11 protein-coding genes are annotated in these 12,929 nt (G+C 37.4%); all 11 read left to right on the plus strand.

Annotated features, from left to right (window positions below; all coding sequences use genetic code 11):
• The 11 genes from T320_RS03105 (at position 1) to T320_RS03160 (ending at position 12,855) form a co-directional block, all read left to right on the plus strand.
• Complete coding sequence (locus tag T320_RS03105) at positions 1 to 1,080, plus strand: Gfo/Idh/MocA family protein (RefSeq protein WP_037353017.1); 1,080 nt, start codon at positions 1 to 3, stop codon at positions 1,078 to 1,080.
• Positions 1,080 to 1,637: an acyltransferase gene (locus T320_RS03110; protein ID WP_037353018.1), complete on the plus strand. Its 558-nt coding sequence runs from the start codon at positions 1,080 to 1,082 to the stop codon at positions 1,635 to 1,637. Before T320_RS03105 ends, T320_RS03110 begins: the two co-directional genes overlap by 1 nt.
• A gap of 27 nt (positions 1,638 to 1,664) precedes the next feature.
• Positions 1,665 to 2,747, plus strand: a complete 1,083-nt coding sequence (locus T320_RS03115; protein WP_304412710.1) for a DegT/DnrJ/EryC1/StrS family aminotransferase — start codon at positions 1,665 to 1,667, stop codon at positions 2,745 to 2,747.
• Positions 2,748 to 4,490, plus strand: a complete 1,743-nt coding sequence (locus T320_RS03120) for an ABC transporter ATP-binding protein (RefSeq protein ID WP_037353020.1) — start codon at positions 2,748 to 2,750, stop codon at positions 4,488 to 4,490.
• 88 nt (positions 4,491 to 4,578) lie between these two features.
• Positions 4,579 to 5,904 (plus strand): sulfatase-like hydrolase/transferase, encoded by a 1,326-nt coding sequence (locus tag T320_RS03125; RefSeq protein ID WP_037353021.1) that lies wholly within the window; start codon positions 4,579 to 4,581, stop codon positions 5,902 to 5,904.
• 28 nt (positions 5,905 to 5,932) lie between these two features.
• Positions 5,933 to 7,144, plus strand: coding sequence for an adenylyl-sulfate kinase (locus T320_RS14795; protein ID WP_037353022.1), 1,212 nt, complete (start codon positions 5,933 to 5,935; stop codon positions 7,142 to 7,144).
• A gap of 529 nt (positions 7,145 to 7,673) precedes the next feature.
• Positions 7,674 to 8,669 carry a UDP-N-acetylglucosamine 4,6-dehydratase (inverting) gene (gene pseB / locus T320_RS03140; RefSeq protein WP_037353024.1) on the plus strand — a complete coding sequence of 332 codons (996 nt, stop codon included), beginning with the start codon at positions 7,674 to 7,676 and terminating at the stop codon, positions 8,667 to 8,669.
• Positions 8,670 to 8,685: 16 nt separating this feature from the next.
• The gene (pseC, locus tag T320_RS03145) at positions 8,686 to 9,879 is read left to right on the plus strand and encodes a UDP-4-amino-4,6-dideoxy-N-acetyl-beta-L-altrosamine transaminase (RefSeq protein ID WP_037353025.1); all 1,194 of its coding nucleotides are present in this window, start codon (positions 8,686 to 8,688) and stop codon (positions 9,877 to 9,879) included.
• A 4-nt stretch (positions 9,880 to 9,883) separates the two neighbouring features.
• Positions 9,884 to 10,777 (plus strand): aldo/keto reductase, encoded by an 894-nt coding sequence (locus T320_RS03150; protein ID WP_037353026.1) that lies wholly within the window; start codon positions 9,884 to 9,886, stop codon positions 10,775 to 10,777.
• 14 nt (positions 10,778 to 10,791) lie between these two features.
• A complete protein-coding gene (locus tag T320_RS03155) occupies positions 10,792 to 11,544 on the plus strand; it encodes a cytidylyltransferase domain-containing protein (RefSeq protein ID WP_037353027.1) in 753 nt (250 codons plus the stop codon).
• A gap of 21 nt (positions 11,545 to 11,565) precedes the next feature.
• On the plus strand, positions 11,566 to 12,855 hold the full coding sequence (locus T320_RS03160) for an aspartate aminotransferase family protein (protein ID WP_037353028.1): 1,290 nt from the start codon (positions 11,566 to 11,568) through the stop codon (positions 12,853 to 12,855).
• Positions 12,856 to 12,929 lie beyond the last annotated feature (74 nt).

The following is a 12,929-nucleotide window of genomic DNA, read 5'->3' on the forward strand; positions in this document are numbered from 1 at the left end:
ATGAAATACGCATTAATCGGTTGTGGTCGTATTGCGATCAATCATGTAATAGCTGCAGTAAATAATGAGCTTGAGTTTGTTGCTGTGTGTGACGTGCTCCCTGAGGCAATGGAGAATTTGCTTGCCAAAAAGGAACTTAATAATGATACTTCCATAAAGAGATATACAGATTACAAGGAAATGCTGGAAAAGGAAAAGCCCGAGCTTGTATCTATTGCCACTGAAAGTGGTATTCATGCTGAAATCGCACTTTATTGTATCGAAAAAGGAGTCAATGTTATCATTGAAAAGCCAATGGCCATGAATATTGATGATGCCCAGCGCATTATTGATTTGGCTAAAGAAAAAAATGTCAAGGTTTCCGCCTGTCATCAGAATCGCTTTAATATTGCAGTGCAGAAGCTTCGTAAAGCTATTGAGGGAAAGCGCTTTGGCAAGCTTTCCCATGGTTCTATTCATGTTCGCTGGAATAGGAATGAAAACTACTATAAGCAGGCCCCATGGAGAGGTACTTGGGCTCAGGATGGCGGTGCTCTTATGAATCAGTGCATTCATGGTATTGATTTGCTCCGTTGGATGATGGGGGAGGATATTGTGGAGGTTTACGGTCAAACCCGTCAGCAGTTCCATGATTATCTGGAGGCTGAGGACTTGGGCATGGCGGTATTGACCTTCGCTAACGGTGCTGTTGCTACCATCGAAGGCACAACCAATGTGTATCCACAGAACTTGGAAGAAACCCTTTATATCTTTGGTGAAACTGGTACTGCAAAGCTGGGTGGCAAGTCCACCAACACAATTGATGTATGGGATTTTGCGGACAGCCAGCCAGAGGATGAGGAAAATCGCGGTTTTCAGGAGCCAACCAGTAATGTATATGGCAACGGTCATACAAAACTCTTTGCAGATATGATGGATGCAATCAAAAATAATCGTCAGCCATACGTGGATGCTGTTGCGGGCAAGAATGCTTTGGAAACAGTATTGGCTATTTATAAATCCGCTGCCGAAGGTAAGCCGGTAAAATTACCTTTGACAAATTGTAGCTCCTTGGATTTTGTAGGGAGGTTCGGCAAATAATGGAAAAAGATTATTTTGTCCACGAATCTTCCTATGTGGATGATAATGTAAAAATTGGCAAGGGTACCCGTATCTGGCATTTTAGTCATGTTTCCTCCAATGCTGAAATCGGAGAGGGCTGTAACTTTGGCCAAAATGTCTTTATTGGCAATGGGGTAAAAATTGGCAATAAGGTAAAAATACAGAATAATGTCAGCGTTTATGAGGGAGTAACTTTGGAGGATTACGTATTCTGTGGGCCTAGTATGGTATTTACCAATGTGCGGACTCCACGCTGTGAATTTCCAAGAAATACCTCAGCGGATTACACTGATACTTTGATTAAACGAGGTGCCAGCATAGGTGCTAATGCTACCATAGTTTGTGGCACTACTTTGGGGAAAAATGCCTTTGTAGGAGCTGGTTCCACTGTAACCAAGGATGTGCCGGATTATGCCATGGTATATGGCAACCCGGCAAAGATTCATGGCTATATGTGTGCCTGTGGTGACACTATCGTAAAAGCAGATGCCAAGCATTTGAAATGTGAACGTTGTGGCGTTGATGTAGATTTATAGGAGGCCTTTCCAGTGCAATTTTGTAACTTGGCTGCCCAGCAGCAAAAAATAAAAAAATCCTTGGATGAAAGAATTTCCAAGGTGTTGTCTCATGGTGCATATATTCTTGGCCCTGAGGTAACTGAACTTGAACAAAAGCTGGCAGAATTTGTTGGGGTAAAGCATTGTATTGCCTGTGCCAGCGGAACTGATGCATTGCTTATTGCCCTTATGGCACTTGGTATCAAGCCAAGTGATGAGGTTATTACTACAGCCTTTACTTATGTGGCAACCGGTGAAGTAATTGCCCGTATCGGTGCTAAACCGGTATTTGTGGATATTGATGCCAAAACTTATAATCTTGACCCTACAAAGATTGAAGCAGCTATCACCGACAGGACCAAGGCTATTATGCCGGTAAGTCTTTACGGACAGTGCGCAGATATGGATGCTATCATTGCCATTGCTAAAAAGTATAATTTGCCAGTAGTAGAGGATGCAGCACAGAGCTTTGGTGCAACATATAAGGGGCGCAAATCTTGTGGATTGTCTACCATTGGTTGCACTAGCTTCTTCCCAACTAAGCCATTGGGCTGCTATGGTGACGGAGGCGCTATTTTTACCGATGATGATGAGTTGGCAGCAAAGCTGGTAATTCTGCACAAGCATGGCCAGGACAGAAAGTATCATCACATTTGCATGGGTTTGAATAGCCGTCTGGATACTTTGCAAGCAGCAATTTTATTGGCAAAGTTTGAGGTATTTGAAGAAGAAGTAAAAATGCGTGCTGAGATTGGTAGAAAATATACCGAAGCATTAAAGAAAATTGATGGTGTAGTTACTCCATTTATTGAGGAGTATAACACCAGTGTATTTGCCCAGTACACCATTCAGGTGGAGAATCGGGAGGAAGTTCAGGCAAAATTAAAAGAAGTAGGTATTCCTACTGCGGTACACTACCCAATCCCACTCAGCCAGCAGCCAATGTTTGACTACCTTGGCACTAGAGGTAGCGTGCCTATTGCTGAAGAGGCAGCTAAGCATGTGATGAGCCTGCCTATGAGCGCTTATGTTAGTGATGAAGAGATAAGGCTCATAGTAAAAAAGTTAACATATACAAACGAGGAATAGATGAAAGACTTCATTAAAATCTTTGCAATATTAACCCCTAGCCAATTAAAACAGTGCTATATGCTAATTGCTTTAATGTTAATTGGTGCGGTTTTGGAATCGGTCGGAATAGGGTCAATATTACCTCTTATATCAATAATTGGGCAGGAAGATTTTCTACAGGATCACGAGGATATAGTTGTATTATTAAATGGAATTGGCGTTACGACACATGGTGATTTTATTGTTTGTGCGTCATTGTTGCTAATTATTTTATATATTTTAAAAAATATATATATAGGTGTAGAAATATATATTCAAAGAACATTCGCCAGAAAAAATCAGATAAAATATTCTGAAAAATTATTTGAGTTGTATATTAATAAACCGTATTTGTTTCATGTTAGTAATAATACCTCCTTGTTGTTGCGAAATGTTAATCAAGGAGGATCGTATGTTTTTAATGGATTAATTATGCCAGTTTTCCTATTGTTAACCGAATTAATTACAGCATTTATGATTTGGTTGATGCTGGTATTCGTTGATGCATTTACTGCTGTGATTGTTGCTGGGATTATGGCTATTATGATGTATTTTATAATAAGAAGTTTAAGGAAGCAGATTTATTTACAAGGGATTAGGCAGAATGATGCATCAGCCGAATTTTTGAAGTGGATTAATCAGGGGATTGGTGCGGTAAAAGAAACTAAGATTTTGCAGAGAGAAAGTTTTTTTGTTAATGAATTTCGAAAAGAATATGAAAAATACGCGTTAGCGGTTCAAAAAATATATCTTTTATCAGACTGTCCTAGATTAATAATTGAAGTTTTAGTAGTATCTGGTTTATTATTATTGATTATATTTAAAACCTTAATTGGAGAAAACCCTCAAACAATAGTTCCACTTTTGGGTGTGTTGGCATTAGCGGCATTTAGGTTGATGCCGAGTGCTAACAGGATAATAGGATATTACAACGGAATAAAAAGTTGGATCCCTTTTTTTGATGAGATTTATCCGGATTTAATCAATGTAAAAAAAATGCTTCTTACGCATGAAAAACAGGTGTCAGATATCATGTCGCCAGAAATTACTTTTCGTTCGCAGATAAGTATTAATAACTTATCCTTTAGATATCCTGACAGTGACAATGCTATTTTCAGAGAAGTATCTTTTACAATACCTAAGGGAACGTTCGTGGGGATAGTTGGCCCATCAGGTGCCGGAAAAACAACTTTTGTAGATACTTTTTTGGGATTACTTGAACCTAGTACTGGTGAAATACTATGTGATAATGAAAATATTTACAATAATATTTCTGAGTGGCAATCGATGTTAGCTTATGTGCCACAAGATATATATCTTATAGATGGAACAATAGGTGAAAATATTGCTTTAGGTGTGTCTCTGGGGGAAATAGATGAAATACTATTGGCCAGAGTATTGAGAATGTCAGAGTTAATGGATTTCATCAATTCTTTACCACAGGGATTAAATACTTTGGTCGGTGAACGAGGGGTGAAATTATCTGGTGGTCAAAGACAGCGTATTGGCATAGCAAGAGCTCTTTACCGTGACCCTAAAATTTTGGTGTTAGATGAGGCAACGTCTGCATTAGACAATCAGACCGAAAAAAGCATAACAGATACGATTTTGAAGTTGAAAGGTAAAATAACGATTATCTCAATTGCTCATAGGGTTTCCACTTTGGACCAATGTGATTTTAAAGTTAAATTAGAAAATGGGCATTCTAATATTTTATATTGATTTACAGTTTTGTAAAATTAATTAATTGAATGCTGTAATGTTTGGATAGTTGGATTTATAAGTAAATATATGTATGAGGTGGATGAAATTGCCTAAAAATCTTATTCTAATACATCTTGAAAGCTTAAACAATGTTACTTTTGAGCATTTAAGAGAGGAATTATCTAATATATCGGGGCTTTTAAGATCGGCTATTTTATATAAAAAATACTATTCATCAGCAACTTCTACATATATGGTTATGAGTGACCTCTTTTTGGGTACCAATAAAGCGTTTGAGAAATGTAAAAAGCTTAAAGAAATTTTCTCTACCCCTGTAATAGAACATGACTTATTTAGTGATTTGCGTTCTTCAGGTTATGCAACTAAAATTTATAGCGCAGATGTTGTTGGTGGGGCGGAGGAATATGTGAATGTATATGCCCCCAATTCGGATAAATATATTATATCTGGCACTTCGGAACTCTTAGTTGATGATATTGAAAGTTATATCACACAAAAATCTAAATTTGCTATTTTTTTGGCGAATCTTGAAAGCCATTTGGAAGGATATAATCATCTATCTGTTGATTCTACAGATAATCAATGTGATATTTTTATAAAACGTTTTAAAAAGCTGGATGAGTTTATAGGCCAAATAATGACCATGTTGCGAGATAGTAAAAAAGATAGCAATACCACAGTTGTATTGTATGGAGATCATGGTGATGATTATTGGGGACATGGTATTCATGATGGTTACACGCATGCTATCGAACCATTTCCATTCCTAATAAATTGTCCATTGGTCATTTGGAATGTTGAGCAACAAGGAACTATATCTTACGAGTTGATTTCCACAATTGATTTGAAAAATATAATAAAACAAGAACTCGGCTTGGTGAGTCCTTGTGCGGTTGCCCGTGAATACATATATTCTAGGAATTTATTTTCTGGACAAGATACCAAGCCTGAGGCGTTTAATAAAAGCTATATGGTTTCAGATGGGACATATTCTCTTATGGTATCAACGCGAGGGGTTAGATTATATTGCTCGGCAATTGATCCATTAAATGCCAGGAATTTATTGGATTTCTTCAAGTTAGAATCGGGTAGCTTGCATTTTAATAGTGTGTTTTATGAATTGAAATCAACACACTTTAGTTCTGTGTTTAATGAAGATATAATTGAGGAGATTACAAAGTACTACTATAAATTACGCGGGGCATTATTTGAGGAAGTAATACGATTATATGGAGGTTGTAAACCAACAGATCTAGACTTTGAGTCCATAGATTATGGTTTTTTTTCGGCAGATAAACAACTGATTGGTATTCTAAATAAGCGTCGTCCTTCTACAACTTTTCGCATTATTGTAAAAAAAATATTAGGAGATTATGGAACAAAATTAGTTAAGAAATATTTGAACAAATAATAAGAATGGGATCTTGGAGGAAGATTTGATGAAAAATGATAGTAATAAACATGGAAGAGTATATTGGATTACTGGACTGTCCGGAAGTGGAAAGACTACTATCGGTAATGCTCTGTACTATGAATTGAAAAAAACACACGATAACGTTATTATATTAGATGGTGATTTGTTAAAACTATTTGTTGGCGAAAAAGTTGGCTATGCTAAAGATGATCGTTTCAAACGAGCTAAGAAATATTCCAAATTATGTAAAATATTGGCTGATCAAGGTTTATGGGTGATAATTTGTACCGTTGCTATGTTTGATGAAGTTAGATCATGGAATCGTGATAATATTACGGGTTATATAGAAATTTTTCTTGATGTACCGATGGACGTTTTAGTACGTCGTGATAAAAAAGGGTTGTATAGCAAGCTCGATGTTACGTCCAAAGATTATGTTGTGGGAATAAATGATAATGTTGAATGGCCCAAACAACCAGATATTGTTATTAATAATGATGGCAGTATTAGTGTAAAACATTATATAAGCGATATTATTTCATTGGTTCCTAAGAATGATGATGAGTATGATCGAGACAGGGCTTATTGGAATAAGATATATAGTGGTAATACCATAAGAAATGATATACCTAGTAATTTTGCTAAATATGTTTATGAAAACTATATTTCTAAGAGAACACATCGAAACACCGCTGAATTATTAGAAATTGGGTGTGGTAATGGTAGAGATAGTTTATATTTTATTAATGAAGGTCTGCATGTAACAGGTATAGATGCATCTGAATGTGCTATTGATAAGTTGAATGATATTACAAGTACTGATACCAACGCCTTGTTTATTTGTGATGATTTTGTAAAATGCCAAGCAGTGTACCAATGTCAATATGATTATATATATAGCAGATTTACACTTCATGCTATTAATGACAAGCAGCAATCAGAATTGTTTAATAATATATCTACTGCGATTAAGCCTGGAGGGCTTCTATTTATTGAGGCACGTACCATAAATGATGATTTGTATGGTAAGGGGACATTGGTAGGAAAGAACGCATATTTGTATAATGATCACTATAGAAGATTTATTAACAAGAATGAATTGGAAGATGCTATAAAAAAACTTGGATTTGAGATTTTGTATTTAGATGAAAATACTGGGTTTTCAAAGACCGAGACCTCTGATCCCGTTTTGCTAAGGGTTATAGCAAGAAATGAAAACGCTGATGATATATTATAATATAATCATATGGTAGATTGTCTTATATATTGTTATTAGTACAAATCCTTTGAGTGGGATAAATACTTGTTATGGAGATAGATTTTTTTAAAACGTGAACTTAGATAACACGCATTCAATACAAAAAGTGACCTTAAGAAGGTGTGAGATATGTCATATCATAATAAAGTCTATGTTTCCATGGATGCTGACAGTGACATACGTTATTATCATCTTATGCAGGCATGGAAGCAAAATGATAACATAGGCTTCAATTTTTATGATGCTCATGATATTAATAATATCTATGATAAGAGCGAATCATCAATAAAAGCGGGGAATGACCTGTAATTAATGTATCTATTATCTTCTAAATATAATTAATTTTTAATTTACACCGAAAGATAATTACAACTAAAAAGGACAAAATAACATTTATCTAAAAATATTAGCCTATTGATGGCGATTTTTACTTAAAGCTACGCATTTTAGTTATCTGAATTAAGACAGTAATAATATGCAAATAAAATATGGGTGAGGAGCGACAGATGTGTTAACCAATAAAACAATATTAGTCACAGGTGGTACAGGTTCATTTGGAAACACCTTCGTACCAATGACATTAAAGAAATACAACCCAAAGAAACTTATTATATATTCTCGTGATGAGATGAAGCAGTGGAATATGGCTAAGAAGTTTCAGGGGGATGAAAGAGTCAGATTTTTTATTGGTGATGTGCGGGATAAGGATAGACTTTACCGTGCAATGAATGGTGTTGATTATGTTGTTCATGCCGCTGCTACTAAGATTGTGCCTACGGCGGAATATAATCCGTTTGAGTGTATAAAGACCAATGTAAATGGTGCCATGAATATTATTGATGCCTGTATTGATTGTGGAGTTAAGCGTGTAGTTGCCCTTTCCACGGATAAGGCAAGTTCACCAGTAAATTTATATGGTGCTACCAAGCTTTGTTCGGATAAGGTTTTTATAGCTGGTAATTCCTATTCTGGTGGTAAAACGAAATTTGTGGTAGTACGATATGGCAATGTAATGGGGTCTCGTGGATCTGTAATTCCGTATTTTTTGGAAATTGCCAAGACTGGTAAGCTTACTATTACAGATAAAAGAATGACGAGATTTATGATTTCACTTGAGCAGGGAGTTGAGCTGGTTTGGCATGCCTTTGACGATATGGAGGGCGGAGAAATCTATGTGAAGAAGATTCCTTCCATGAATATCTGTGATATTGCCACAGCTGTTGATGATAAGGCGGAGCAAATAGAGATTGGCATTCGCCCTGGTGAAAAGCTTCATGAGCAGATGATAGGTGTGGAGGATGCCCATTTCACCTATGAGTACCCTGAGCATTTTAAGATTTTGCCACAGATTTGTGACTGGGGTAAAATTGAGAATATGATAAAAGGCGGTACCCAGGTTCCAGAAGGATTTAGCTATACTTCTGACAACAACAAGGAATGGATGACTATCCCGCAGCTACAGGCTTGGATTGAGAAAAATCGGGTAAAGATTGGTAGTATATAATACGGGGGCAAATACAGTGGACGAGTTAGCGATAAACGGTGGAAAGACAGTATTTGACAAGAAAATTGGCTACGGACATCAGTATATTGATGATGCAGATATTCAGGCAGTAGTTGGGGTTTTAAAAAGTGATTTTCTTACTTGTGGACCAAAGATTGAAGAAGCTGAAAAGAAGCTGTGTGAAATCACAGGGGCAAAGTATGCAGTCCTTATAGCTAATGGCACAGCAGCACTTCATGCCACTATGTTTGCTGCTGGAGTTGGTCCAGGTGATGAGGTTATTACAACCCCTATTACCTTTGCAGCTTCAGCTAATTGTGCCTTATACTGTGGTGCTAAGCCAGTATTTGCAGATATAAACCCTGAAACCTACAATATAGACCCAGCTAGTATTGAAGCAAAGATTACCAGCAAGACCAAAGCAGTTGTAGCGGTGGATTTTACAGGTCAGGCTGTGGAAGTAGATAAAATTCGTGCTATTTGTGATAAGTATAATCTAATTTTCATTGAGGATGCGGCGCATTCTTTGGGAACTAAGTACAATGGTAAACCAGTGGGCAGTTTGGCTGATATGACGGAGTTCAGCTTCCATCCAGTTAAGACATGTACTGCCGGTGAAGGTGGAGCCATTACCACTAATGATGACGAATTATATAAGAGACTTGTGCTGTTTCGTACTCACGGCATTACTCGTAGCCAGGAGCTTATGGATAAGCCTAGTGAAGGTGGCTGGTATTATCAGCAGGTAGATCTTGGTTACAATTACCGCATGACGGATATTCAGGCAGCTCTTTTAAGCAGTCAGTTGGATAAACTGGAGATGTTTGGCAAACGTCGTAAGGAACTGGTAAAGCGTTATGATGAAGCATTTTCAGCTATGCCGGAGATAGTTGTGCAGAAGGAAATTGCTGAGTCGGATACGGTTCGTCATCTTTATATTATCCAGCTAAACTTGGATTTATTAAAATCCACACGGTTGGAAGTTTTTGAAGCTTTGCAGGCCGAGGGTGTTGGAGTCAATGTTCACTACATACCAGTGTATTCATTACCATACTATCAAAAACTGGGGTATAAGATGGGTGAATGTCCGAACGCTGAGAAATTATATGAAAGAATTATATCTATTCCTCTGTATTATTCACTGACAGATGAAGAACAGGATAAGGTAATTAAGGCTGTAAAGAAAGTTATAACATATTACAGAAGGTGATTTCATGGAACTTTGCTTAGGAACTGTGCAGTTCGGCATGGATTATGGCATAAAAGGTCAGACACAGCCAAGTGTTGAACAGGCGGTGGAGATGCTGGATTATGCCACCCAAAATGGTATCAGTACTATAGATACTGCTAACGCCTACGGTACTGCTGAGGATGTTGTGGGGAGTTTCTTGGTGAAGAAAACAATCACTAGAGATAAGCTGTTTATTATTTCTAAATTCCGTCCTAATTTATTGGATGATGTAACATCAGATGAGTATTATAAGGTGATGCGCGATAATCTTGAGAATACTTTATCTAGGCTTCATACAGACTATTTAGATAGCTACTTATTGCATAGCGCCCGATATATATTTAATGATGAAATAATTGATACGCTAAATCGAATGAAACAAGATGGGTTGGTAAGGCGAGTGGGTGTATCGGTATATGAGCCAGAGGAAGCAAAAAAATGTATTGAACGTCCAAATGTAGAGTTTATGCAGCTTCCGTATAGTATTTTTGATCAACGTATGGAAAAGGCTGGAGTTTTCGAATACGCAAAGACGGATAATATTCAGATACATTCGAGGAGTGCTTTTATCCAAGGGCTGATATTAATGAATGAAGATGAGGTCCCATCATTTTTGGAAAAAGCAAAGCCGATTGTTAGGAAAATAGATATACTGTGCAGACGTCATGGGATATCTAGAATATCTTTGGCAATGAATTATGTTAAACAACAGTCCAGAATAAGCCATTTAGTTTTTGGTGTGGATAATATAGAGCAGTTAAAGGAAAATATTCAGATTTATCAAGAAGATATTTCCAAGAATATTATAAATGATATTGCTAAAGAATTTAGGGATATTGAGGCAGACATTGTTATGCCTAGCTTGTGGAAAAAATAAAGGATATGAATTAAATGAAAGTATTGGCTATAGTGCAGGCACGTTGTTCATCTAGTCGCTTGCCGGGGAAGGTAATAAAAGAATTGGCAGGCAAGCCAATGATTATACATGAACTCGAACGGTTAAGCCGAAGTAAAACGATAGATAAAATAGTACTTGCTACTAGTACGGAAGCTAGTGATGATCCTTTGGCCCTAGTGGTGGCAGATGCAGGGATGACAGTTTATCGTGGCAATCTTGATGATGTGTTGGATCGGTATTATCAATGTGCAAGTGAATACCAGCCGCAGCATGTAGTGAGGATAACAGGAGATTGTCCGGTAATAGATTGGCGTCTTGTTGATAATGTAATTAATACACATATTAAACATGGTAATGATTACACAACGCTAAGTGAATACTATCCTGATGGCTTGGATACGGAAGTAATGAAGTTCTCGGCATTGGAAGAAGCGTGGAATAAGTCAAAGCTCCTTTCAGAACGTGAACATGTTACATTATATTTAAGGAATCATGGAAATGATTTCAAACTAGAAACTATTCCTTGTAAGGAAAATCTAGAATCCATGCGATGGACAGTAGATGAACCTCAAGATTTTATGTTTATTACACAAGTTTTTGCTGAATTGTATAGCGCTAATCAAGATTTCAGTATGGAGGATATTTTATTACTATTAAGAAAAAAAACTGAACTTATGGATATTAATAGAGGCATACAGAGAAACGAAGGATTGGCTAAGTCTTTAGCAAATGATAAAATGATTTAAATTTTTAGGAGATGTATTGTCATGCAGAACTTTACAAAATCACATGAGCTGTTAAATAGAGAATTACAGGTTTCACCTTTGGCGGCACAGACGTATAGTAAATCTTATCGATATTTTTGCCAGGGGTTGGCACCTAGCTATATGGATCATGGTGAAGGTTGCTATATTTATGATGTAGATGGTAATAAATTTATTGATTATATGTGTGCTTTGGGGCCAATTACCGTTGGTTATAATGAGCCCAGCGTTAATGAAGCTGTTATTAAGCAAGTTAATAAATTTGCCAGTGGGTCGTTACAGTCTGAGCTGGAAGTGGAATTGGCAGAAAAACTTTGCGAAATCGTGCCTTGTGCAGAAATGGTACGCTTTGTGAAAAATGGTGGAGATGCAACGACTGCAGCCATTCGTTTGGCGCGTGCTTTTACTGGCCGGGAAATGGTATTGATGTCTGGATATCATGGCATGCATGACTGGTCTATTGGTGCTTCGGAAAATCATAAAGGTGTTCCTGAGGCTGTACGTAAGTTGACCGTTAATTTCACATACAATGATTTGAATGATTTGGAAAGTAAGTTGAAAAAGCATGACGTTGCTGCAGTTATCTTGGAACCGGTGCAGAGCAATGGTCCGCAGGAAGGTTATTTGCATGGCGTAAAGGAATTGGCACATAAATACGGCGCATTGTTGATTTTTGACGAGGTAGTTTCTGGTTTCCGCTATGCTTTAGGTGGCGGCTCAGAGATGTTCGGTGTAGTGCCAGATTTGGCTGCTTTTGGTAAAGGCATGGCGAATGGATATCCTATTTCTGCTGTAGCTGGCCGTAAGGATATCCTGCAGCAGATTGAGCAGGGCGTATTTGTTTCCACGACCTTTGGCGGTGATAGTATCTCAATGGCGGCAGCTTTGGCTACTATTAAAATTTTGGAACAGCCGGGGTTCTATGAGCATATCACCCAAATTGGTACTATACAGCGTGATGGTATTGAAAAACTTATACATAAGTATGGTTTGGAAGAAGTACTTTCCGTAAGTGGTTTGCCAGCTCATGCGGGGGTTTCGTTTGAAGGTCATGGTTCCTTGTCTTATCTCGATATTCAGTCGGTGTATTCGCAGATTATGGTAGAAAATGGCATTCTGGTGTTTGCTATTTACAATCTGAACAAATCGCATACGGAAAAAGAGGCCGAGGCATATCTGAATGCAACAGATAAAGCTTTTGCGCTTATCAAGGAGGCAGTGGAAAGAGATAGTGTCGACCATATTCTTAAAGGTGGAAAAGTGGATCCTGTTTTTAAGCGAAACATCAAGTAAAAGATAAATAAAACAGTCCCTAAAGGAATATGGTGTCTCATGGGGCTGGTTTGTACTAATTTGTGTGCTATTTA

It is taken from the genome of Selenomonas sp. FC4001, from assembly GCF_000701565.1.
Lineage (GTDB): Bacteria > Bacillota > Negativicutes > Selenomonadales > Selenomonadaceae > Selenomonas_A > Selenomonas_A ruminantium_B.

Coding starts and splice junctions, on each gene's coding strand:
- T320_RS03105 (WP_037353017.1), top strand. CDS start 1: ATGAAATACGCATTAATCGGTTGTGGTCGTATTGCGATCAATCATGTA.
- T320_RS03110 (WP_037353018.1), top strand. CDS start 1,080: ATGGAAAAAGATTATTTTGTCCACGAATCTTCCTATGTGGATGATAAT.
- T320_RS03120 (WP_037353020.1), top strand. CDS start 2,748: ATGAAAGACTTCATTAAAATCTTTGCAATATTAACCCCTAGCCAATTA.
- T320_RS14795 (WP_037353022.1), top strand. CDS start 5,933: ATGAAAAATGATAGTAATAAACATGGAAGAGTATATTGGATTACTGGA.
- T320_RS03150 (WP_037353026.1), top strand. CDS start 9,884: ATGGAACTTTGCTTAGGAACTGTGCAGTTCGGCATGGATTATGGCATA.
- T320_RS03155 (WP_037353027.1), top strand. CDS start 10,792: ATGAAAGTATTGGCTATAGTGCAGGCACGTTGTTCATCTAGTCGCTTG.
- T320_RS03160 (WP_037353028.1), top strand. CDS start 11,566: ATGCAGAACTTTACAAAATCACATGAGCTGTTAAATAGAGAATTACAG.